This is a genomic window from Mycolicibacterium sp. TUM20985, assembly GCF_030295745.1.
Taxonomy (GTDB): domain Bacteria; phylum Actinomycetota; class Actinomycetes; order Mycobacteriales; family Mycobacteriaceae; genus Mycobacterium.
The window spans coordinates 4,054,623-4,076,705 of the sequence record NZ_AP027291.1 but is presented as its reverse complement, the minus strand read 5'-3'; the positions used below and the strand labels follow the sequence as shown (position 1 = coordinate 4,076,705).

Annotated in this window: 21 protein-coding genes and 1 pseudogene; 11 read left to right on the top strand and 11 right to left on the bottom strand. The window is 63.6% G+C overall.

Annotated elements, in window-relative coordinates; translation table 11 throughout:
• The first annotated feature begins 29 nt into the window (after nt 1-29).
• From QUE68_RS20000 to QUE68_RS19970, 7 genes are all read left to right on the top strand, one after another.
• Entirely contained in the window at nt 30-1,889 is a 1,860-nt protein-coding gene (locus QUE68_RS20000) for a nitric oxide reductase activation protein NorD (RefSeq protein ID WP_286274294.1), read from the top strand.
• Between the two features lie 17 nt (nt 1,890-1,906).
• A complete protein-coding gene (locus tag QUE68_RS19995; protein ID WP_454786490.1) occupies nt 1,907-2,722 on the top strand; it encodes a CbbQ/NirQ/NorQ/GpvN family protein in 816 nt (271 codons plus the stop codon).
• A gap of 4 nt (nt 2,723-2,726) precedes the next feature.
• Nucleotides 2,727-2,849 (top strand): hypothetical protein, encoded by a 123-nt coding sequence (locus QUE68_RS19990; protein ID WP_284235499.1) that lies wholly within the window; start codon nt 2,727-2,729, stop codon nt 2,847-2,849.
• A gap of 121 nt (nt 2,850-2,970) precedes the next feature.
• Nucleotides 2,971-3,606 carry a hypothetical protein gene (locus QUE68_RS19985; protein ID WP_284235500.1) on the top strand — a complete coding sequence of 212 codons (636 nt, stop codon included), beginning with the start codon at nt 2,971-2,973 and terminating at the stop codon, nt 3,604-3,606.
• Between the two features lie 220 nt (nt 3,607-3,826).
• Nucleotides 3,827-4,965 (top strand): IS3 family transposase gene (locus tag QUE68_RS19980; RefSeq protein ID WP_286274290.1). Its coding sequence is split into 2 segments (ribosomal slippage): nt 3,827-4,097 and nt 4,097-4,965, totalling 1,140 coding nucleotides; the frame shifts between segments, so codons are not numbered across the junction.
• Nucleotides 4,966-5,630: 665 nt separating this feature from the next.
• Nucleotides 5,631-6,769, top strand: a protein-coding gene (locus QUE68_RS19975) for an IS3 family transposase (RefSeq protein WP_286274290.1) whose coding sequence is annotated in 2 segments (ribosomal slippage) — nt 5,631-5,901 and nt 5,901-6,769 — 1,140 coding nt in all. Because the reading frame shifts where the segments join, the coding sequence is not laid out codon by codon here.
• Between the two features lie 63 nt (nt 6,770-6,832).
• Nucleotides 6,833-7,339: a TetR/AcrR family transcriptional regulator gene (locus QUE68_RS19970; RefSeq protein ID WP_286274293.1), complete on the top strand. Its 507-nt coding sequence runs from the start codon at nt 6,833-6,835 to the stop codon at nt 7,337-7,339.
• 30 nt (nt 7,340-7,369) lie between these two features.
• On the opposite strand, the gene QUE68_RS19965 is transcribed toward QUE68_RS19970, so the two are convergent.
• The 4 genes and pseudogenes from QUE68_RS19965 to QUE68_RS19950 all read right to left on the bottom strand — a co-directional run.
• Nucleotides 7,370-8,269 carry a phytoene desaturase family protein gene (locus QUE68_RS19965; protein ID WP_284235503.1) on the bottom strand — a complete coding sequence of 300 codons (900 nt, stop codon included), beginning with the start codon at nt 8,267-8,269 and terminating at the stop codon, nt 7,370-7,372.
• 75 nt (nt 8,270-8,344) lie between these two features.
• Nucleotides 8,345-8,935 (bottom strand): phytoene desaturase family protein, encoded by a 591-nt coding sequence (locus tag QUE68_RS19960; protein WP_284235504.1) that lies wholly within the window; start codon nt 8,933-8,935, stop codon nt 8,345-8,347.
• Entirely contained in the window at nt 8,928-9,359 is a 432-nt protein-coding gene (locus QUE68_RS19955; RefSeq protein ID WP_286274292.1) for a DUF1295 domain-containing protein, read from the bottom strand. Before QUE68_RS19955 ends, QUE68_RS19960 begins: the two co-directional genes overlap by 8 nt.
• Before the next feature lie 97 nt (nt 9,360-9,456).
• Nucleotides 9,457-9,693 (bottom strand): annotated as a pseudogene (locus QUE68_RS19950) (DUF1295 domain-containing protein); the annotation flags it as partial.
• 272 nt (nt 9,694-9,965) lie between these two features.
• Between QUE68_RS19950 and QUE68_RS19945 the strand changes: the two are divergent.
• Together QUE68_RS19945 and QUE68_RS19940 are read left to right on the top strand one after the other, a co-directional pair.
• Entirely contained in the window at nt 9,966-11,015 is a 1,050-nt protein-coding gene (locus QUE68_RS19945; RefSeq protein WP_284236179.1) for an LLM class flavin-dependent oxidoreductase, read from the top strand.
• On the top strand, nt 11,012-12,037 hold the full coding sequence (locus QUE68_RS19940; protein ID WP_284235505.1) for an LLM class flavin-dependent oxidoreductase: 1,026 nt from the start codon (nt 11,012-11,014) through the stop codon (nt 12,035-12,037). Before QUE68_RS19945 ends, QUE68_RS19940 begins: the two co-directional genes overlap by 4 nt.
• A gap of 65 nt (nt 12,038-12,102) precedes the next feature.
• On the opposite strand, the gene QUE68_RS19935 is transcribed toward QUE68_RS19940, so the two are convergent.
• The 7 genes from QUE68_RS19935 to QUE68_RS19905 all read right to left on the bottom strand — a co-directional run bounded on the left by QUE68_RS19935 (nt 12,103) and on the right by QUE68_RS19905 (nt 19,102).
• Nucleotides 12,103-13,665 (bottom strand): aldehyde dehydrogenase family protein, encoded by a 1,563-nt coding sequence (locus QUE68_RS19935; RefSeq protein WP_284235506.1) that lies wholly within the window; start codon nt 13,663-13,665, stop codon nt 12,103-12,105.
• A 65-nt stretch (nt 13,666-13,730) separates the two neighbouring features.
• Complete coding sequence (locus QUE68_RS19930; protein WP_284235507.1) at nt 13,731-14,918, bottom strand: NAD(P)/FAD-dependent oxidoreductase; 1,188 nt, start codon at nt 14,916-14,918, stop codon at nt 13,731-13,733.
• 5 nt (nt 14,919-14,923) lie between these two features.
• A complete protein-coding gene (locus tag QUE68_RS19925) occupies nt 14,924-15,118 on the bottom strand; it encodes a ferredoxin (protein WP_284235508.1) in 195 nt (64 codons plus the stop codon).
• 26 nt (nt 15,119-15,144) lie between these two features.
• Nucleotides 15,145-16,389, bottom strand: coding sequence for a cytochrome P450 (locus tag QUE68_RS19920; RefSeq protein WP_284235509.1), 1,245 nt, complete (start codon nt 16,387-16,389; stop codon nt 15,145-15,147).
• A 335-nt stretch (nt 16,390-16,724) separates the two neighbouring features.
• Nucleotides 16,725-17,947, bottom strand: a protein-coding gene (locus QUE68_RS19915; protein ID WP_284235510.1) for an IS3 family transposase whose coding sequence is annotated in 2 segments (ribosomal slippage) — nt 16,725-17,641 and nt 17,641-17,947 — 1,224 coding nt in all. Because the reading frame shifts where the segments join, the coding sequence is not laid out codon by codon here.
• Nucleotides 17,948-17,987: 40 nt separating this feature from the next.
• The gene (locus QUE68_RS19910; RefSeq protein ID WP_284235511.1) at nt 17,988-18,401 is read right to left on the bottom strand and encodes an acyl-CoA dehydrogenase family protein; all 414 of its coding nucleotides are present in this window, start codon (nt 18,399-18,401) and stop codon (nt 17,988-17,990) included.
• Entirely contained in the window at nt 18,401-19,102 is a 702-nt protein-coding gene (locus tag QUE68_RS19905) for an acyl-CoA dehydrogenase family protein (protein WP_284235512.1), read from the bottom strand. The genes QUE68_RS19910 and QUE68_RS19905 overlap by 1 nt, the downstream gene beginning before the upstream one ends.
• A gap of 351 nt (nt 19,103-19,453) precedes the next feature.
• Here QUE68_RS19905 and QUE68_RS19900 point away from each other — a divergent pair, with 351 nt between their 5' ends.
• Together QUE68_RS19900 and QUE68_RS19895 are read left to right on the top strand one after the other, a co-directional pair.
• Nucleotides 19,454-20,947 carry a carotenoid oxygenase family protein gene (locus QUE68_RS19900; protein ID WP_286274291.1) on the top strand — a complete coding sequence of 498 codons (1,494 nt, stop codon included), beginning with the start codon at nt 19,454-19,456 and terminating at the stop codon, nt 20,945-20,947.
• The gene (locus QUE68_RS19895; protein ID WP_284235514.1) at nt 20,947-22,083 is read left to right on the top strand and encodes an acyl-CoA dehydrogenase family protein; all 1,137 of its coding nucleotides are present in this window, start codon (nt 20,947-20,949) and stop codon (nt 22,081-22,083) included. The genes QUE68_RS19900 and QUE68_RS19895 overlap by 1 nt, the downstream gene beginning before the upstream one ends.

Here is a 22,083-nt window from a genome sequence, read left to right as displayed (position 1 = left end):
AATCGACTGTCAATCGGCGGGATTCGTTGATGTTGCGAATCGATCGGCCACCGGCCGAGAGGCCGTCCGGACTGGCCGCCCACTCGGCGGTTTGCACGGCCGGTTCTAATGAGACGATGGAACGCGACATTGATCCGCCGCAGGCGTCGCCAAGTCGGTTCACGATCTTGGCCTCGGCCATCACGTCGCGGCGGCTCCCGGTGGTGGGGGTCGACGGCGGACCTGCCTATACCGACGGTAATGCGATCTACGTCGACCGGGACGCGCGCGCCGACGACATGCGCGACGCGGTCGCGGTGCACGCGGCGCTGCTGGCTGCCGACTCACTGTCGAAGGACCGGTTGTTGCGGCTCTCCCGGTACCGCCGGAATGTGGCTGAACGCTTCCTGTCGCTAGAAGTCATCCGTATTGCGTTGGACCCCAACAACGTACTGCCGCCGGCCACCGTGAGGCGGGTCCGCAGCGTGTCCGATCGGCCGCTTACGCGCAACGGTGACGAATCGCTCAAGCGGGCAATTGGCGGTGCGACGGTTCCTCCGCTGCCGACGTGGGTGGGCACCCTCAAGCTGATTCGGCTGCTGCGGGCCGGCGGGTTCAGCGCAGGCGAGGAACCCACCGACGCCGATCTCGACTCCGAGGTACTTGCCGACGAGCAAGACGATGAACTGTCCGAAGAAGATGAGGCGGACTCGGAGCGCTCGAAGATCATGGAGATGTTCTCGAGCCCGTTGTCGAGTCCGCTGTCCGACGCCATCAAGAAGATCCTCGGGATGGGCCGCTCGGAAGACAAGGAGGGAGACGGCGGCATCGAGCTCACCGTCGGTGGCCAGCGGGTCGCTCCCGTCGGATCGAAGGCCAAACGCACCAAGGTGCGGCAGGCGATACGGGCGTTGTTCGAGGGCGCACCGGTCGTCGGAGTCAAGTATCCGGAGTGGGACTGCGGCAAGAACGCCTACCGCCAGGATTGGTGCGCCGTAACAGAATATGACCCACCGCAACCTGACTCGCCGGCCGCCCCGGAGGTCGCCATCGGTGCCGGGCGGCTGCGCGGGCCACTGGCGCGTGTCGGGGTCGAGCACGAACGTCATCGCCGACAGCCCGACGGCGATTCCTTGGACGTCTCCGCACTGGTCGACTACGTGACAAGCCGCCGGTTCGGGGACAACCCCGAGCCGCGGGTCTATGAACAGACACTGTCGACCAAGCGGGATCTGTCCGTACTCGTTCTACTCGACTCGACCGGTTCGACGAACGAGGAATCAGACGGGCAACCCATTTTCGAGCGGGAAAGGCAGCTCGCCGGCGAACTCACTGCGAGCTTGAATGACCTGGGCGATCGCGTGGCCGCCTACGGATTCTATTCGCGCGGAAAGGATTTCGTGCGCTTCTTGCGGATCAAGGGTTTCGGCGACGCCTTCGACAACGCGGCCAAACGGCGCCTGCGTGCGGTCACGCCGACCGGCTTCACTCGTTTGGGCGCTGCGCTCCGTCACGGCACCCACCTCCTTCAATCACAGGCGCTCGCCAAGAACATGGTTCTGGTCCTCATCGGGGACGGGCTGCCTTACGACGACGGGTACGAGAACACCTACGCGCGCGCTGACACCCGGCAGGCCATCCAGGAGGCGGTGCTGGCGGGCATCGGCGTCGTCGGCCTGGCGATCAGGTCGTCGACGGAACCGGAGGTCCACGAGGAAATCTGGTCGGACGTACCGTTCCGGGTGATCGCCGACAGCGACGACGCGCGCAGACATCTGCGCCCTCTCCTGCTCGACGCACTGAAGATGACTCGAAGCAACGGGCGCAGACGGGACCTGGCCACAGCGGGGAACCGCGCCGAGATTCAGAACTGGATGGCCAAGGGTCGGAAGTCCAATTCCTATGTGTGACAAGCGGTGAGAGCGGAATGGAAACGGTGACCGAAGAGATGAAGGCAACGGCAATGGAATCCGGCGAGTACCTGCCAGTGGGTGATGAGATCGGCATCTTCACGGCCGCATGGCGGTCCGGCCTTCCGGTGATGCTGAAGGGACCGACGGGGTGCGGTAAGACCCGTCTGGTCGAGCACATGGCGAAGACACTCGGGGTGCCGCTGTTCACCGTGTGCTGTCACGAGGACATGACCGCATCGGATCTGCTCGGTCGTTTCGTGTTGCAGGACGCGAACACCGAGTGGGTGGACGGTCCACTCACCCGCGCGGTTCGCGAGGGCGGGATCTGTTATCTCGACGAGATCGTCGAAGCACGACAGGATGCGATCGTCGCGGTCCACTCGCTAGCGGACCATCGCCGTGAGCTGAACATCGAACGTCTTGGCGGCCTGCGACTTCACGCTGCACCGGGGTTTCAGCTAGTCGTGTCCTACAACCCTGGGTATCAGAGCGTTCTCAAGGACCTCAAGATGTCTACCCGGCAACGTTTGATCGGAATCGATCTGGACTTCCCGCCCGCCGCCCTGGAACGAACGATCCTGGTTCAGGAGTCAGGGCTCGACGGCGAAGTCGTCGACGACATCGTCCGGCTGGGTCAGGCCATCCGACGCCTAGATGACGCCGGCCTGCGGGAGGTCGCGTCGACGCGCGCGCTGATCGCCACCGCCAGACTGGTACGCGACGGTCTGCCGCTTCGCACCGCGGCCGTCGCCGCCATCGCGAGCCCGTTGACTGACGACGCCGAGTCGAGGGCGTCGCTCACCGTGCTGATCGAGTCGTACATCTCCTGATGTCATGGATCTCAGCGGCGCGGTGGCTGGGGTGGTCGAGCAGTTCGCCACATTCGACGGAATGCTGCCAAACATCCTCTTGCACAAGCCCCACGTACTGTTGTCGGGCACGTTGCGACACCGGTAGCCTCTAGCCTCCGAATTTTTGGTGCAGTAGTCTCTTTATTCAGGGAAACTGTCGCGCGTTGACTCGAACTGTCGGCCCTCCCGTGGACAGGTGATGCGATTCATGGCAAGGAGAAGGTGGCATGACTGAACTAAACACATTGGAGCGCATCGCGGCGGCCTATGAATCGGATCAGCTGAACGGGCCGGCAAAGGTCTCTCGGCGCTCGGAACTACCGGTGTCCTATGACGCCATCACAGATGACTGGTTGACCGACGTACTGTGCGACTCGATTCCAGGTGCCGAAGTCGTCGGGCATCGGCTGGATGCGCCGGATGATGGGTCTTCGAACCGCCGCAAGATCAGTGTCGAATACAACACCGCTGGGCAGGTCGCCGGCTTGCCGACCGCGCTCTTCTGTAAAGCCAGCCACGGTCTGTCCAACCGCATCATGCTCGGCCTGTCGGGTGCTGCGCACACCGAGGCCGCCTTTTACAACAGCGTCCGACCGCTGCTGAACCTCGAGGCACCGCAGAACTACTTTGCCCGCCTCGATCCACAAACCTTCAACTCGATGATCGTTCTTGGCGATCTGTCTGCAGGCGAAATCGAGTTCTGCTCGCACGAGACGCAGATGACTCGGCAGCTCGCCGAGAGCCAGATGGCGGTGCTTGCCGAAGTGCATGGCAAGTGCTATGCAAGCCCGGCGATCAGGGAACACCTCGCTCAGTTCACCACCTGGCCTGAGTATTTCGCCAACACGATGGCATTCGAGTGAAGGAAGGTTCCGAGCAAAGCTTTCTGGACGCAGAGCACCTAGTGCCACCGGCCCTCTATCGGCGCAAGGCAGACATTTGGCCCGCGACACTGGCTTCTGTCGAGCGCCACCAGACCCTGCCCCCGACGCTGGCGCACGGCTGAGGTGAGCCCGTCGTAGTGGTCCAGTTGTTGTGCGACTCTGTTGCCCGAGTGTTCGGGCAGGAAGAATCGACGACGACATGGCATCGAACAAGCGCCGGCGGCATACGCCGGATCAGATCATTCGCAAGCTCGCCGAGGGCCACAAGCTCCTCGCCGGCGGTCAGGCACTCGACGAGGTGTGCCGGCATCTGGAGATCGCTGAGTCGACGTGGCATCGCTGGCTTGCCCAGTACGGCGGCATGAAGGCGAACGAGGCCAAACGGCTCAAAGAACTCGAGTCGGAGAACTCCCGGTTGAAGAAGCTGGTCGCCAACCAGGCCCTCGACATTGACATGCTCAAGGACCTTTCGGCGGGAAACTTCTAACCCCGAACCGCAAGCGCCGCGCCGTCCAGGTGCTGCGCGACCGGTTCGGGGTATCCGAACGCCGAGCGTGCACGGTGGTGGGCATCCACCGCTCCACGATGCGCCTGACGCCACCGCCGATCACCGAGGAGGAGGCCGAGTTACGTGCCTGGCTGCGCCGGTTTTCCACCGACCGGCCTCGCTGGGGGTGGCGGCGCGCAGCCAAGATGGCCCGCCGAGCTGGCTGGCAGGTCAACAACAAGAGAATCCGTCGTCTGTGGCGTGAGGAGGGTCTGCGGGTCCCGCAACGCCGCAAGAAGAAGCGTCTGACCGGTATCGGTGTCGCCGTGGGCGCGATGTCACCGATCCGTCCGAATGTGATCTGGGCGATGGACTTTCAGTTCGATACCACCGCCGATGGCCGCACCATGAAGATGTTGAACGTGATCGACGAGTTCACCCGCGAAGCGCTCGCGATCGAAGTCGACCGCTCCATCGACGCCGACGGTGTCGTCGAGGTCTTGGATCGCCTGGTCCTCGCCCACGGGGCGCCCTACTACGTGCGCTTCGACAACGGTCCCGAGTTCGTGGCGCACGCGGTCAGTGATTGGTGCCGATTCAACGGTGCCGGTTCGCTTTTCATCGATCCCGGTTCGCCGTGGCAGAACGCCTGGATCGAATCGTTCAACGGTCGGCTACGTGATGAACTGCTCAACTCGTGGCGCTTCTACTCGCTGCTGGAGGCTCGCGTGATCATCGAAGATTGGCGCTGCGACTACAACGCCAACAGGCCGCACTCCGCCCACGGCGAACGCACTCCAGCCGAGTTCGCTCTACAGTGGACCACGACCCACCAACCCCAAGTCGCATAGCGACTGGACCACCAAACGGGTCCCCCTCACGGCGATGTCCACCTGAAGAACTGGTACATCGTCGAGACCGGCGACATGGGACTGAGTGACTGGCAATGTGCATCGCGTGGTCATTGGGGACGCGACGTGGCCTACACCATCGCGACCGCTGACGGTGGAGGACCGAAGGGCTTGGGAGCAGGATCTGGTCCGCTACTACCTGGACCACCTGCACGCGGCGGGCGGACGAAAGTTGGTTTCGACTAGGCCTGGACGCACTACCGTCAACAACTATTGACCGCGCTGACTTGGTGGACGGTGACCTTGAGCCCTGCACCCGACATGCCGGAGATGCAGCCCCGAGACATTACGGAGGAGTTCGTGCGCCGCATCGCGACCACAATGGACGACGTGAACTCGCTGGACAGTTTCTAGCGTCTCCGCCCAGTGCCGCAACATGCTGCTCCGTTAGGAATGATCCACTGCTGAGCTCTCGCTCGGACTGATTCCCATCTCGTCGCGGGGCCGCCAACGCGCGATGGACGACATGTAGGCGGGTATCCTCACGTGATGGATCGGGAGCGTCTCATCTTGGATTCAGCCCAGTGAGGTGAGCCCGTCGTAGTGGTCCAGTTGTTGTGCGACTCTGTTGCCCGAGTGTTCGGGCAGGAAGAATCGACGACGACATGGCATCGAACAAGCGCCGGCGGCATACGCCGGATCAGATCATTCGCAAGCTCGCCGAGGGCCACAAGCTCCTCGCCGGCGGTCAGGCACTCGACGAGGTGTGCCGGCATCTGGAGATCGCTGAGTCGACGTGGCATCGCTGGCTTGCCCAGTACGGCGGCATGAAGGCGAACGAGGCCAAACGGCTCAAAGAACTCGAGTCGGAGAACTCCCGGTTGAAGAAGCTGGTCGCCAACCAGGCCCTCGACATTGACATGCTCAAGGACCTTTCGGCGGGAAACTTCTAACCCCGAACCGCAAGCGCCGCGCCGTCCAGGTGCTGCGCGACCGGTTCGGGGTATCCGAACGCCGAGCGTGCACGGTGGTGGGCATCCACCGCTCCACGATGCGCCTGACGCCACCGCCGATCACCGAGGAGGAGGCCGAGTTACGTGCCTGGCTGCGCCGGTTTTCCACCGACCGGCCTCGCTGGGGGTGGCGGCGCGCAGCCAAGATGGCCCGCCGAGCTGGCTGGCAGGTCAACAACAAGAGAATCCGTCGTCTGTGGCGTGAGGAGGGTCTGCGGGTCCCGCAACGCCGCAAGAAGAAGCGTCTGACCGGTATCGGTGTCGCCGTGGGCGCGATGTCACCGATCCGTCCGAATGTGATCTGGGCGATGGACTTTCAGTTCGATACCACCGCCGATGGCCGCACCATGAAGATGTTGAACGTGATCGACGAGTTCACCCGCGAAGCGCTCGCGATCGAAGTCGACCGCTCCATCGACGCCGACGGTGTCGTCGAGGTCTTGGATCGCCTGGTCCTCGCCCACGGGGCGCCCTACTACGTGCGCTTCGACAACGGTCCCGAGTTCGTGGCGCACGCGGTCAGTGATTGGTGCCGATTCAACGGTGCCGGTTCGCTTTTCATCGATCCCGGTTCGCCGTGGCAGAACGCCTGGATCGAATCGTTCAACGGTCGGCTACGTGATGAACTGCTCAACTCGTGGCGCTTCTACTCGCTGCTGGAGGCTCGCGTGATCATCGAAGATTGGCGCTGCGACTACAACGCCAACAGGCCGCACTCCGCCCACGGCGAACGCACTCCAGCCGAGTTCGCTCTACAGTGGACCACGACCCACCAACCCCAAGTCGCATAGCGACTGGACCACCAAACGGGTCCCCCTCACCAGGAACTCTTTCACGAGTTCGGGTTTGGCTCGGTGAGCGTAGACCAGATCGGCCAGCGGGCGGGAGTCACGGGACCGGCGATCTATCGCCACTTCAGCAGTAAGGACGAGATTCTCGCGACGTTGTTCGACGAGGCCTCGGACGCTCTGATCACACGTGTGGGCTCGGCGACGTTCGACGAACCTATCGACGAACTGCGCTTCCTCGCAGTCGAACACGCCCGGTTTGCGATCGAGCACCGCGAGCTGGCCAGCATCCTGATCCGTGACAACCGTTCCCTACCTCCAACATTTCGGCGGCGGCACGAGCGTCGTGAACGTCCGTACTTCGAACGGTGGACCCGCTGCATTCTGACGGCGTTTCCCGGTTTGACGATCCAGGAGTCTACGACGGCGACCTTCGCCAGCATGCACATGCTCAATTCGGTCGGCAATTGGCCCGCTTCTGCTCACAAGCTTTCCGACTTGGCGAACTTGTTGGCAGACATGGTCATCGGCAGCGTGACATCCATCGGGAACGACTTTGCCGACTCCGCCTGATCCCACTTCCCGATGCGACGTCGTTAAGGCTCAGAGTTTCTTGAGTACGGTACGTGCGGTGGTTCGGCCGGCCCAGCCGTGGACGCCACCCATGGGGTGGGCGCCGGCGCCGGTGTGCCAGAGCCCGTTGATGGGCGTCTTGTAGCCGGCCAGCGATGGCGACGGCCGGTTGGGGCCCATCTGGTTGAGGGACATGTCGACGACGACATAGCTGCCCTTGTGGGTCAGGTGGCGTAGTTCGTTCGGACTCTTGACCCATGTGCCGATGACGTTGTCGGCGAATCCGGGTGCGAGTTGGTCGAACTTCTGTACCGCCCGGTTCCCGAATTCTGCGCGATGGTCTTCCCAGTCGCTGCCGTCGGCGAAGGTCTGGGGGACTGCTGAGCAGAACAGGTACATGGTGTCGCCTGGGCTGCCGGGTGGGACCTGTGAGCGGTCGCTGGCCGAGGGCATCATGGCCCACATCGGTGTTTCCGGGGGGATGACTCCGCGCATCGCGCCGTCGAGTGCGCGGTCGACATACGATTTGTCGTCGGCCACCAGCATGTAGCTGCCCCACAGTTCGGGTCGGTCGCACAACAGTTTTGGACGTTCGGATAGCGCGACGTCGATCTTGGTGTTGTTGATGCCCCAGCCGTTGACCCGGATGTTGCGGACTTCGGCGGCGACCTCGTCGGTGACGTGAGCGGAGTCGACGAGTGTGGTCATCAGGGAGACGGGGTCGACCGCACCGATTACCTGGGATGCGTGCAGGATTTCGCCAGTGGTGAGCCGAACTCCGGTGGCGCTGCCGTCGCGGATGAGGATCTCCTCGACCGTGGCGTCGGTGCGGGCCTCGCCCCCGTGGAACCGTAGGCACTTTACCAATGCGTTGGTGAACTCCCTCATGCCGCCGATGGGGCGTTTGATGCCCCAGCCGATGTGCAGCATGATCACTCCCAGGACTGCGCCGGAGCCGGGTTCGCGAAGCGGGGCTTCGGATCCGGAGGCGTAGACCGCGAGCAGTCACTTGACTTCCTCGGACTCGAACATGCTCTCGATGACTTCGTGTGGTGAGGCCATCAACATGCGTACCACCGGTGCCATGTTCTTGCGCTTGCGCAGCACCCGCCAGCCGAGCTCGGCGACGGTCTTGGCGCGTGGCCGGGTGGGATGGTCCATCAGATAAGGGGCGGCGACGAACCAGAAGTCGCACCACATCTGGCATAGCTGGGCGAACTTCGCGGCGTCCTTCTTGGAGTAGCGGGAGATCTCTTCGACGGTTCGGCCCAGGGAGCGCCACAGTCCGATGGATTGACCCTCGGCGCCGAGGTAGGCACCCCAGGGGTAGGGGCTGATCTGTTGCAGACCAAAGGATTCCAGCTGCAGCTCGGAAATGGTGGAGGGTTTGAGGTTGGTGAACAACAAATCCACCGCGCAGGGGTTCATCAGGAACCCCGGCGCTTCGGTGACGGTTTCGCGAGAGTAGGTCATACCGCCGAACCATGGTTCGCGGTCGAGCACGACGACGCGCTTTCCGGCGCGGGCTAGGTAGGCGGCACAGGTCAGGCCGTGGTGCCCGGCACCGACGATGATGGCGTCAAAGGTGTCAGACATTCTCTTTCGTCTCCCGTGCTCGCTGCTCGGCGAGCCGAGTCTGGTTTCGGACGATCGCCTCGTTCGAGAGGGGAATCGGCAGGAAGCGTCGGGTGCAGACCATCAGTTCCTGGTACTCGAGGCGCGAGCCCATGTAGTTGTCCTGGAACGCCGAGCCGAGGACCGAGGTCAACATGATCGTATTGACCACCGGCCCCGCCACCGTCCACCAGCAGTCGGGGTTACCGGCCACCGCGACGAGCCAGATCGCCCACCAGACCAGCGCGTTGCCGAAGTAGTTGGGATGGCGGGTGAATTTCCAAACGCCGGTGTTGAGATAGCGCGGACGTTGGTCCAGTGCCAGGAACGACTGCACTTGCGCGTCCGCGGCCGTCTCGAAGTAGAAGCCGATGGCGAACACCACCAGCCCGATGAAGGTCAGCACGCCGATGGCGCCGCCGGCCCCCGCGGCTGGTCAGGATGCCGAACACCGCAGGGCAGCCGATCAGCACGATGACGACGGCCTGCGGTTCCATCACCTTGAAGAAGCTCTTCCACCAGTAACCGGGGGACAGTTCTTTCACGAAGCCGAGATAGCGCGGGTCGCCGCCGTAGGTCGGTACGTAGCGGCGCCAGCGGGCCGCTAGGTAGAAACCCAGTCGACCGCCATGCAGCATCACCATGAACAGCAGCAGCGCTGCCGTCACCGACTGGGCGCCCACGATTAGGTAGGCGATCAGCGAGGGGGCCACGAACGCGAACCCGTACCAGCCGTCCATCATCGAGTGGTTGCCTTGGGCCAGGCCGTGGCCCAGAGGGCCGAGACCACGGCGAACGTGAAGATCGCGCAGAGCAGGAACACGCTCCAGTTGCTTGCGGGATCGAACCCAGAGTGCTCCCGAAATCGGCCATTTCCTGACTGTACAAATATTGAGCCCCGTAGTATAGAAAATATGGAAACGATCGGTCACAAGCTGGGGAAGCGACAGAGTTGTTGCCCACGCTGGTCTTTGAACATCGTCGTGCACGAACGTTCAGGCGGCAGCTGGTGATGCACATCGGTCAGGGGCACTTCTTCCAGAATCTCGACGGCCGCCCCGATCACGACGTGTGGCGCACCGAGATGGCGCTCGCCGACCGCGCAGAGGGCCTGGGCTTCGACTCGATCTGGGCCGTCGAACACCACTTCACGGGCTACTCCATGTCCACCGACCCGCTGCAGTTCCTCACCTGGGTGGCGGCCCGCACCGAGCGAGTACGGCTCGGCACCATGGTGTCGGTGCTGCCCTGGCACGACCCGGTCCGGCTCGCCGAGCATGCCTGCGTGCTCGATCACCTCTCCGGTGGGCGGTTGATCCTAGGCATGGGAAGGGGGTTGGCCAACCTGGAATTCGACGGTTTCGGCGTGGAGATGGGGCAGTCGCGGCGGCTGTTCGATACGCATGCTGCTGAACTGCTCGACGCGTTCGAGACCGGACGGATTCGAGGTGTGCAATTGCGTCCGGCGCCGCTGGCCCCGCCGCGCGGTCGGACCTTCGCGTCCTCGATCTCGCCTGAGTCCGCCGAAGTCATGGCACGTCTCGGGGCCGGAATCTTGCTGTTCCTGCAGAAGCCATGGGATCAGACCCTTGGCGACCTCGAGCGCTACGCCGAGCACTACCGCCGCTATCAGGGCGAAGATCCGCCGAAGCCGATGGTCGTGTTGTTCAACTCGTGCCACGAGGATCCTGGTGAGGCCGCGGCGATGTTCGAGCAGGTGGTCAACTACTACCGATCGACCATCGGACACTACGGATTCGCCGATCCCGCAATGGCATTGGTGCACGGCTATGAGTACTACGCCAACATCGAACGGACCATCGCCAAGCACGGGCTTGACCGGTTCGCGCAGTTCATGGCCGAGCTGCAACCCCGGGGAACGCCCGACGAGGTGGCCGAGCAGACCCTCGAGATCCTCCGTCGCACCGACGCTGGCGGGCTGATCATCGTCTCCGCCTTCGGGAATCTGACTGATGACGTGGTCATGGAGAATCATCAGCGGTTCGCGTGCATGGTGATGCCTGCGTTGCGGGCTCAGACGATGGAGGGGTTGACGGTATGAAACTCGGTATCACGATGCCCAGCAGGACGGCGCCGTTGGCCCGCATCCCGCAGTACGCCCAATGGGCCGATGACGCGGGTTTCGACTCGGTGTGGACCTGTGAGTTGTACCGAAACCCGTTCGCGATGTTGGCCACCTCGGCGCTGAGCACCACCCGGACCCAGTTGTGCACCGGCTTGGCAGCCGGGTTCACCCGCTCACCGTTCGAGGCGGCCAACGCCGCCGCCGACGTCGACGAGTTGTGCAGCGGCCGAATGACACTGGGCCTGGGCACCGGCGTTCCAGAGTTTCTCGAGGCGTTCCACTCCTCGGACTTCGTCAAGCCGATCGGCCGGATCAGCGAATACATCGACGTGCTGCGGTTGTCGTGGGAATACCTCGCCGGCGAGGACGTCAAGCCCTACCACGGCGAGCACTACACCTTCAGCGCCCCACCGATCAATCCATGGGGCCTGCGCGACATGGTGCGCGCACGGATCCCGATCCTGCTCGCCGGAATGCGACCCAAACTGCTCACCACCGTCGGCGCCAAGGCCGACGGCTGGATCGGGTACCTCTACACGCCCAAGTACTTCGAGCAGATCGTGATGCCGAACATCACTGCCGGTGCCACCTCGACCGGTCGCGACGTAGGCTCCCTGGACATCGCATGTGAAGTCATCTGCTGCGTGCACCCCGACCGCGACGTCGCCATGGCCCGGGCCAAGAAGCACGTCGGCTTCTACATCGCTCACCCGGTCTCGGATGTGGTCGCCGAACTCGAAGGCGTTCAGGACCTGGTCAATGACCTTCGGGCAGCGATGATGACCAAGGGGCTGGCGGCCTTCGAGGACACCCCCGAAGAACTCGTCGAACTGTTCTCGATCACCGGGACACCCGAGGAATGCCGGCAAAAGCTCGACATTTACCAGGAGCTGCCACACCTGGCACTGCACACCTCCTACGTGCCGCCCTTCACCGCCGAAGAATCCGAGGACTGCTACACCCAGATCATCAACGCCTTCACCGGAATAACCCGCTGAAACCAAGCCGAGCCCAGGGGACCGCCCTCGCGGATTCCCTCGGCTCGGCTGCTGGGGTTGGGGGGCTATCGAGGCTTGAGCCCGAGGCGGCGGCGCCAGTCGTGCAGTTCGATTAGGCGAAGCACCGTCGCGGTGAACCTGCTCTTCATCGGCGAGTACGGATACCAGTGCGTCTCGTTGCTGAGGTTTACCCGCTCGTTGACGAATGCCTGCTGGCGACAGTACTTTCGGATGCCGTTCGGGCCCCCGAACCGGTGCCCGAGACCGGACTCCTTCCAGCCGCCCATCGGCAACGGGAATTGGAAGACGTTGGTCATCGCGTTGTTGACGTTGACTGCGCCGGTTTCCAGGCGGGCGCCGACGCGCTCGGCGCGCTCCTTCGACAACGTCCACACACTGGCGCCAAGTCCGTAATGGCTGTCGTTGGCCAGAGTTACGGCCTCGTTCTCGTCGCCGACCTTCATGATCGGCAGCAGGGGGCCGAACGTCTCGTCCCGCATGCAGCTCATCGTGTGGTCGACCTCAACCAGAATCGTCGGAGGGTAGAAGAGACCCTTGTCCGCACGCTTGCCGCCCGTCAACACCCTGGCACCCTTGGCGACCGCATCGGCCACCTGCCGCTCGACCAATTCCAGCTGGCTCTGGGTTGCCATGGCACCGACCTCGGTCGAGAAGCTGCCCTGCGGGTCATGGCCTTGACGCACCTTGTTGACTGCCTCGACGAGACCGGACACGAACTCGTCGTAGACCGGCTCTTCGACGTACACCCGCTCCACGGCGATGCATGACTGGCCCGAGTTGAACAGTCCGCCCCAGATCGCGCCACGGATCGTCCGCTCCAACGGCGCGTCGGACAGCACGATCATGGCGTCCTTGCCGCCGAGTTCGAGGCTGGCCGGGATGAGTCGCTCCGCGCAGCGGACACCGATGCGCCGGCCGGTGGCGGTTGACCCGGTGAACTGGACCATGTCCACCGCGTCGACGACGGCGCTGCCGGTGCCGCCGCGTCCGGTAGCGCAGCCGAGAACCTTTGGCGCACCGATCTCCTCGTTCCAGCCCCGGACGCATTCCGCCCACGCGAGCGGAGTCTCCTCCGACGGCTTGCTCAACACGGCTGCCCCGGCCATCAGCGCACCGGGAACGTCCATGAAGGGCATTCCCAACGGGTAATTCCAGGGCGTGATGACGCCGACGAGCTGATATGGCCGGTACTTGATCCGCATCGCCTTGGTCAGCGAGGCCGGGCCATGCGGTGTGCGGGTTTCGTCGGCCAGGAAGTCTGCACCGTGCTTGGTGTAGTAGTTGATAACCTCCATGCAGACCAACAACTCGATCTGCGCATCGCCCCAGGACTTTCCGGCCTCGCGGTGAACCAGCCCGAAGATGTGATGCTGATTGTCGACGATCCAGTCGAGCCACTGGCGCAGATGGCGTGCCCTGGCCTTGGGTCCCAGCGCCTCCCAAGCAGGCTGGGCTGCACGCAGCTCGTCAGCAAGCAGGCGCACCTCGTCCGCGGACTGGTCGGGCACGGTTCCGACGACGGAGCCGTCGGCCGGGTTGCGGACCTCCACCAGCGCCTTTTCAGCTTTGGCGGCGGTGTCGGTCGTCTGGCCCTCGGTGGTGGTCACAGTGCGTGTCCTCGCCTCGAATGTCGGTTCCCAGAGGATATGAGAATACTTGTCTCAATACAAGGTCACACCGCGGGCACTACGGCCAGTGAGCGCTGGTATCCGAGGATCGCCTTGTTCATGTTCACGGCAATTGCACCGACGACCTCGTCGCCGCGCAATGCTTCGACCAACAGCTTGGGCTTCTTGGTGTCGTCCCAATCTTCGGATACCACGGCGAACCGATCGGCCGCCCTGAGATACCCGGCTGATTTGATCTTGACGTCGTACTGGTCGGACCAGAACGCCGGCACCGAAACCAGGGGCTTGCGTTCGCCTTCCGGGGCAATGAGATTGGCTGCCGCGCAGTCGGCCGTGTCCCTGGCGTTGGACCAGTGTTCAATGCAGACCGGCGAGGCGCCATGCCTGTGCGGCCACGCCGCGCCATCGCCCGCGGCCGCGATGCCGGCGATGGGGTGACCCGTCATATCCAGCACGTTGCAGTAGGCGTCGCACACGACTGCACCCCCGTCGAGGGCCATACCGCTTCCGGCCAGCCACTCCGAGTTCGCCACCGTCCCGATGGCCACGAGCACCACATCGGCGCCAAGACGTTCACCATCGGCCAGCGTCACACCCTCGACCCGGTCGCCGCCGTCGATCGACGCGACCCCCTGACCGAGCCGAAACTTGACGCCGTGAGAGACATGCAACTCGATGGCACGTTGTCCGACCTCGGGACCGACCGCTGGCATCGGGTAGTCGCAGACGTCGACGATCGTGACGTCCACCTGGCGCTGGCGCAGCGTGGCGGCCACCTCACAACCGATGAACCCCGCACCGATGATGACCACCTTGGAGTGGTCGGCGACCGCCCCCTGAAAACGCTCGACATCGTCGAAGCTGCGCAGCACCATGACTCCGGCCGCTGGCCTAGCGCCCGGCCACGGCCGGGCCCGACGCCCGGTGGCGATGACCAGACCGTCGTACGCGACATCGGTACCGTCGGCCAGGGTGACCACTTGCCGGTCGCGGTCGAGAGCTGCTGCCGGTTGGCCGAGCCGCCAGGTCACATCGCTGACCTCGCCGGGCAACATGCACTGCTCCCGCGAATAGACCCCGGATAGAAGCTGTTTGGACAGTGGCGGCCGATCATATGGCCGGTGCACTTCATCCCCGATGATCGTCAGCGCACCCGAGTATCCATTCTTGCGGAGCGACTGCGCGGCACGGAAGCCAGCGAGACCGGCACCCACCACCACGATCGACTCCACGTGCGTCAGCCCTCCAGCCGGATGGCCGCGACTGGACAGTTGCGAGCTGCCTCTTCGACCTTGGCGCGCAGTTCCTCGCCCGGATGCTCATTGATTACCGACACCACGTCGTCATCGTCACCGATGTCGAAGACATCTGGGGCTGCCAGCACGCAATCCCCGTGCAGCTCACACTGATCGAGTGCAACGACGACCTTCATGACTTACCGCCTCTCTCGTCCGGCGGTCAGGCCGGTGTGATGGTGACCGGCAGCTTGTACACCCCACGCGAATACGCATCGCGCAGGTAGCTGATGTCCCCCGCCGGTTTGATGTCCTTGGTGCGCTGAAGAAGCTCCTCGAAGAGGATCTTCATCTCCAGTGAGGCTACGTGCTTGCCAAGGCACTGGTGCGGTCCGCGACCAAAACTGACGTGCGGGTTCTTCTCGCGGGACAGATCGAAGTCGTTCGGGTCGTCGAACACTCGCTCGTCGAAGTTTCCGGCAGCGAAGAGCATGAGGACTGTGTCGCCCTTCTTGATCTCCTTGCCATGCAGCTCGTGGTCTGCCGTCGCCGTGCGCACCAGATGCGTGAACGGCGAGGCGATCCGGACGATCTCCGCAATGGCGGTGGCCGGAATGTCATCGGCACGTTCGCGCATCCAGGCCATCTGGTCCGGGCGGCGCATCAGCTCCCAGATGCCATGTGACAGTGCGGTCCTCGTGCTTTCGGCGGCACCACTGGCCAGCAGTGCCACATTGCCCTGAAGTTCGTCGGCCGAGATGACGTCGACGCCGGCCTGTACCAGCTTGGTGATGACGTCGTCGCCCGGTTCCAGCCGCTTCTGTTCGCCCAGTTCGGTCGCGTAGTTCAGCAGGCTCATGATGGCGGTGAAGACGTACTCGAATGACGGCGTGATGCGGGTGTCGAACGGCGCGGCGAAGGTGTCGACCCACTTGAAGAACTGAGCGCGGTCACCCTTGGGCACGCCGAGAACGTCACCGAGCGCCTCCATCGGCATGGCGTGGCCGATGTCCTCGACGAAGTTGAAGGTGCCCTTCTCCAGTGCCGCGTCGACGATGTTGACCGCATACTCGCGGAACTTCTCCTCGAGCTTCTTGACCATCGTCGGGCCGAGGCCCTTCACCATCACGGCCCGCTGGCCGCGGTGCTTCTCGCCGTCCATCACCAGCATGGCGGGCTTGCCGCCCAATTCCGGCTTCCCCGAGATCGGCGCCACCCGCCACATGTTGACGGGGCCACCCGCCGCCGAATACAACTCCTGATCCTTGTCGACGGTCCAGATGTCCTCGTTGCGGCTGACCACCCACGCCCGGTCGATGAGCATCGGGTCGTTGAATTCGTGCTCATAGCAGGGCTCTTCGTCGCGAAGGTAGGAGTACTGATCAAGCGGGAGGCCGAAAGTGGTCGGATCGCCATTGGCATATGTCTCTGAGTCGAACACGCTGATGACGGGTTTGGTGGTGGTCATGTCGAGTCCTATCGGTATGCGATTGCTTGAGCAGGCGAACGGCGGGGCTGATGGGCACCGGGATCCGGTCCCGAATTTCAATGTATGCCCTTGGCTGGACGGTCCTCGGGTTTTGGAGAGACCCCGTCCGTTTTCTCCCGATTGATTATGAGTCTAGCTGTCTCAATTAGAATTGCTCGTGCGCCGCCTGTCAAGGTCCGCGAGTGCGCGTTGCGTCAGCGCTGTTCTGACCGAAGACCGAACGTGGCGGAGATGATGTCGCGCTGTATCTCGTTGGTGCCGGCGTAGATGGTTGGTGGGGCCTTGACCCCGGATGGTGGACACGGGATTTGTGGTTATGCGGCTTCGGGCAGCGTAGCGGGTGTGCGGGTCCTTTCGTAGGCGGCGGGGCTGACGTAGCGGCAGTAGGAGTGCCGTCGTTTCGTGTTGTAGCGGACCAGCCATCGGAAGACTTCGCGGCGGCACGTGGCGGCGTCATCCCAGCAGCTGTCGTCTTGGAGGATTTCGCGTTTGAGGGCGGCGTTGAACGATTCGGCAAGCGCATTGTCCGCGCTCGTTCCCACCGACCCCATCGACTGGACGACACCCAGATCGCGGCAGAGCTTGGCGAAATCCGTTGACGTGTACTGACTTCCGTGATCCGAGTGAAAGATGGACCCGATCACACCACTCCGTAGACTATCGGCGGCCTTCAACGCGTCCTCAACCAGCTCGGTGCGCATGTGATCGGCGATCGCCCACCCCGCGACCCGACGCGAACAGCAGTCGATCACCGTCGCCAGATACAAGTTGCCGCCGGCGGCCAGCGGCAAGTATGTGATGTCCCCGACATACTTCGTGTTCACCGCCGCGGAGGTGAAGTCGCGGCTCAGCAGATCGGGCACCTTCTGGTTCGCCGGGTCGGCCACGGTGGTCCTCACCCGTCGCCGACGGCGGTAGCCGGTGATCCCCGCGGTGCGCATCACCCGGGCCACCCGCTTGTGGTTGACCCGCTCCGCCTCGGGGGCACCGTCGTTGAGCTCGGCGGTGATCCGCGGCGCACCGTAGGTGGTGTCGGTGGTGTGCACCGCTCGAATGCGCTGCGCAAGTTTGTCATCGGCCACTATTCGTGCCGTGCGGGTCACGGCGGCGTTGACCCAGGCGTAGAACGACGACCGAGCGACGTCGACGATCTGACATAGCCACTTCACCTCAAAGGTGTCGGAGTGGTCGGCAACGAACTGGAAGCGGCTCACCAGTTCGTCTCCCCGGCGAAATATTTCGCCGCCGCCCTCAGGATGTCGCGTTCGGTGTTCAGCTTCACCGATTCGACTTCCAGTTCGCGGACCCGCGCTCGCAGCCGGATGGCCTCCTGCTCGGGAGTTTCGGCCGGGCCGGGCGGCGCCTCGGTGTGGCCCCGCCTGCGGATCGCGACACCCGCGGTTCTGAGCCAGGCCGACAGGGAGCCGTGCGCGATACCGAGATCGCTGGCGATCTGGGCGACCGTGGCGCCCTCGGTCACGCGATACAGCTCGACTGCATCGCTACGAAACTCTTCGGAGTAATTTTTCCTTGCCATCGCGGTGGATCATCTCGCTTCCCCCGGCTGAAATCCGGGATCAAGCGTGTCCAACACGCGGGGCGAAGGCCCCTGCGATGCTCAGCCTAAGGTGCCGCTCCATGTCGAACTCGGTGCTGTACCCGTAACCGCCCATCATCTGCACACCCTCCAGCGCAACTCTTTTCGCTGTTTCAGTGACCTTGACCTTCGACATCGACGTGGCTCGCACCCACTCGTCGGGCGTCCCGATCTGGTTTTCGATGGTGTGGACCGTCGCGTAGGTCAGCGTCCGTGCCGATTCGATCTCGATCGCCAAGTCGGCGATACGGTGCCGCAGAGCCTGGAACGAACCGATCGGTGTGCCGAACTGCTCGCGCTCGCGAACGTAGGCCAGCAGGTCGTCGAATGCGCGCTGCGCCATCCCGAGGCCCTGGGCGGCGCACACCAATCGCTCGCCGTTGAGGCCGGCCATCAGCTGTTTCCACGCGCCGCTTCGGACCCCACTAGCGACGATTCCGGTACGAAGACGTCGGTGAGGAACAGATCGTTGACCTCGGATCCGCCCATCGTCGAGATCGGACGGATCTGCAGGCCATCGGCATCGGCGGGCACTTCCAGCATGGTGAGGCCGTCGTGCGGCTTGACACCTCGCGATGTCCGGACCACCACCAGGATGGCGCTGGCGAACTGGGCGTCCGAGCACCAGGTCTTCTGTCCGCAGATGCGCCACCCGCCCTCGACCTTCTCGGCCTTGCAACCAATGGCTGCCGCGTCTGAGCCCGCACCGGGTTCGGAGATGCTGATCGACATCACGTGGCCCGCGCAGATGGCGGCGAGGGACCGCTGCTTCTGCTCCTCCGAGGCGAATCGCTTGTAGATTCCCGCCGCAGTATGTGATGGGCCCGCCCCGTGTACCGGAGCCAGCCCGTACCAGAGTTCTTCGAACAGCACGACCTGCTCGGTCAGCCCACCGCCAATGCCGCCGTACTCCTCTGGTATCGCAACGCCGAGATAGCCCAGAGCTGCATGTTTCTCGTACGTGCCTCGGTGATGTTGCTCGGCGTCGTGATTTGTCAGCGCGCGCCGCCGTTCCCGGGTGCCGCATTCCCGAACACAGAATTCGCGCACGGCGACACCAAAGTCACGCTGGTCCTCGTTGAGTGGGGGCTGCATGGTGGGGTTCCTTGTCTGGTCGCAGTCTGGCGGCACGGTGCGGTCTGCTAGGTCGCCTACGCTCGAGAGAACGATCATTCGCACAGAATGCGACCCGTTCATGTAAGAGCAGATTCGTTTCGAATATTGGCTCGTGGTCAGCGGAGGTCAATTGGTCACTGCGCTTAATGGCGTGTGAAGCTGCAGGTCACGACGCCCGACGCTTCCCAAGCGCCGATGAACCGGCCGCTCGAGGAACGCAAGCTGGCCGCGACGATGGCGATAACGATCGTTTACAAATGTGTGCGTCAACTGCTATCTTGGCGTCCACAGCGACTGTCACCGCTGCCGCTCGAACCCCGAGGAGGGAACATGGGATACCCGCTGCCGCAGGAGACAGCTCTTCGCGGCCCGTTCGCGCCGATGCGATTTGAGGCCACCGTCGAAGAATGCATCGTTAGCGAGGGTGAAATCCCCAAAGACCTTGCCGGCGGCTACTACCGGGTCGGGCCGACGTGGAAGCGACCAACGAGGCAGGGCACGAACCCACTGCTGAGCATGGACGGCATGGTGCAGGGCATCACGTTCGACAACGGCCGGGCCGATTTCCGCAACCGCTGGGTCCGCACTCCGAAGTACAAGCTCGAGGAGAAGCACCAGCGCGGCATGTTCTCATGGAGTGATGGCGCGTTCCACGACTGGCGCGACTTCGCCTATGGCGACGTCGAGCGAGATGCGTACAACCGGCATACGCCGCAGGGCGTCAACAACATCAACGTGTTTCCGTTCAATGGCCAGATGGTGGTGTCTGGCGAACAAGGCGGAGCACCAATAGCCTTGGATCCGATCACCCTGGAGACCACGGGCATCGTGGACTGGTCGCCGTCGCTCTCAGCGGGCATCCACGAGCAGGTGGCATTCGGCGATTGCGCGTTCTCGGCTCACCCCAAATGGGATCACGACACCGGCACGCTCTACGGCTGGACCTACCGGGACGTGGCGCCGTACGTCACCCTGCACACCGTGCACCCTGATGGCCGCGTCGACAGCCGCGACCTCTGGGACGCGCCATACAACACTGTGGCCCATGACATCTGGCTGACTCCCGAGTGGATGGTCATGCCATTTCAGCCGTTCCTCATCGACAAGGCAGCGATCTCGAAGGGGAAGAACGTCTGGGCCTGGGACCCCGAGCTGCCGATCATCATCGCGCTGATTCCGCGCGATGACATGGAGGGTGAGATTCGCTGGATCAAAACCGACCTGCCTGCGCAGTACGTGATGCACACGATGTCGGCAAATGTGAAAGACGGCAAGCTGATCCTTGACGCACCGATCTTCGATCGGCCGCCGTTCCCGTTCGAGCAGGACTTCAAAGAGGGCGACGACGTCGCGCTGTTCTTCTCGATCGCCTCGAGCACCCTCGGCCGCTGGACTGTGGACCTGGCCACCGGAGCGACCAAGACCGAACAGCTCTCGGACCGGCCGAGTGAGCTGCCGAAGGTCGACGAAAGGTTCTACGGTAAAGGCTATTCGTGGGGTTGCCAGGTCGGCGGTGTCGTCAAGCGCAACGGTATGTCGATGAACAGCCTGGTGACCACCAACATGGACACGCTTTCCGAACAGGTGTATCAGATCCGCGCAGGAGAACCCGCCGCGGTTCTCGAGTGCAGCTTCGCGCCGCGGCACAAGGACTCTCCGGAAGGCGACGGCTACGTCATCGTCCCGGTGTCCTGGTACGCCGAGAAGCGAAGCGAGTACCTGATCTTCGACACCTACGACATCACCACCGGGCCCATCTGCCGGATCGAGCTGCCGTTCGCGTTCGGCTGGACACCGCACGGGCACTGGATGGACTTCCGGTAGTGGCGACCAAGAGGACGAGGACCGTCTTCACCGAGCAGCAGGACGAATTCCGGGCTGTCGTCCGACAGTTCTTGACCGACGGGGTCGTCGGAGACTATCCGGGGTGGGTGCGCGACGGTAAACCCGCGCGGCGGTTCTGGAAGGGGGCGGCCGGGCTCGGCATCCTCGGCATCGGTGTGCCCGAACAGTATGGCGGCTTCGTCGATTCTGACTATCGACATAGCGCGGTGGTCACCGAGGAGATCCAGGCACTCGGCCTAGCCGTCGGCGGGTTGCGGGTACAGACGGACATCTGCCTGCCGTATCTACTGCACTACGGCTCGACGGAACAATGCGCGGAGTGGCTGCCGCGGATGACGGCGGGTGAGGTGGTGGTGGCGCTGGCGCTCTCGGAGCCGGGTGCCGGCTCCGACCTGAAGGCGATGTCGACGCGTGCCTACAGGTCTGGCGACCACTACGTGGTCAACGGTGCCAAGACGTTCATCTCCAACGGGGCTACGGCCGATCTCGTCATCCTGGCGGTGAAGACCGACCCCGAGGCCGGTCGGCGGGGGATCAGCCTGTTGCTGGTCGACACGTCAACACCTGGGTTCGACCGTGGTCGCAAACTCGACAAGCTCGGTCTGCGGGCGCAGGACTTAGCTGAGATGTCCTTCACCGACATGGTGGTCCCGGCCGAGAACCTGCTTGGCGAGGAGAACCAGGGTTTTGCGTACCTGACCTCGAATCTGGCGCAGGAGCGGTTGTCGATCGCGCTCAACTCCCAGGCCGCGGCCGCCGCGACGCTGGCGTGGACCGTGGAGGAGTTGCGGGGCACCGAACTCGGGCAGGACGCCAAGTTCACGCTGGCGCAGTGCGCCGCCGAGGTGGCCGCGGGCCAAGCGCTGATCGACGGCGCACTGCACCGCCATGTTTCTGACCGTCTCAGCGGTAGCGATGCCGCCGTCGCCAAGCTGTACTGCACCGAGTTGCAGGGCCGGGTGGTAGACCGCTGCCTCACGTTGTGGGATCCCGGCACCGCGTTGCGCAGTGACTCGCGGATAGGGAATGCCTATCTCGATGGGCGGGTGAGTCGCATTTACGGGGGGTCGAGCGAGATCATGAAGGTGATCATCGGCCAGGACATGGGCTTGTGA

Bases quoted from the DNA above. Each gene is read 5' to 3' on its own strand.
- QUE68_RS20000 (WP_286274294.1), top strand. From the start codon at position 30: ATGTTGCGAATCGATCGGCCACCGGCCGAGAGGCCGTCCGGACTGGCC.
- QUE68_RS19995 (WP_454786490.1), top strand. From the start codon at position 1,907: ATGGAAACGGTGACCGAAGAGATGAAGGCAACGGCAATGGAATCCGGC.
- QUE68_RS19990 (WP_284235499.1), top strand. From the start codon at position 2,727: ATGGATCTCAGCGGCGCGGTGGCTGGGGTGGTCGAGCAGTTCGCCACA.
- QUE68_RS19985 (WP_284235500.1), top strand. From the start codon at position 2,971: ATGACTGAACTAAACACATTGGAGCGCATCGCGGCGGCCTATGAATCG.
- QUE68_RS19965 (WP_284235503.1), bottom strand. From the start codon at position 8,269: ATGCTGCACATCGGCTGGGGCATCAAACGCCCCATCGGCGGCATGAGG.
- QUE68_RS19960 (WP_284235504.1), bottom strand. From the start codon at position 8,935: ATGTCTGACACCTTTGACGCCATCATCGTCGGTGCCGGGCACCACGGC.
- QUE68_RS19945 (WP_284236179.1), top strand. From the start codon at position 9,966: ATGCACATCGGTCAGGGGCACTTCTTCCAGAATCTCGACGGCCGCCCC.
- QUE68_RS19940 (WP_284235505.1), top strand. From the start codon at position 11,012: ATGAAACTCGGTATCACGATGCCCAGCAGGACGGCGCCGTTGGCCCGC.
- QUE68_RS19925 (WP_284235508.1), bottom strand. From the start codon at position 15,118: ATGAAGGTCGTCGTTGCACTCGATCAGTGTGAGCTGCACGGGGATTGC.
- QUE68_RS19920 (WP_284235509.1), bottom strand. From the start codon at position 16,389: ATGACCACCACCAAACCCGTCATCAGCGTGTTCGACTCAGAGACATAT.
- QUE68_RS19910 (WP_284235511.1), bottom strand. From the start codon at position 18,401: ATGGCCGGCCTCAACGGCGAGCGATTGGTGTGCGCCGCCCAGGGCCTC.
- QUE68_RS19905 (WP_284235512.1), bottom strand. From the start codon at position 19,102: ATGCAGCCCCCACTCAACGAGGACCAGCGTGACTTTGGTGTCGCCGTG.
- QUE68_RS19900 (WP_286274291.1), top strand. From the start codon at position 19,454: ATGGGATACCCGCTGCCGCAGGAGACAGCTCTTCGCGGCCCGTTCGCG.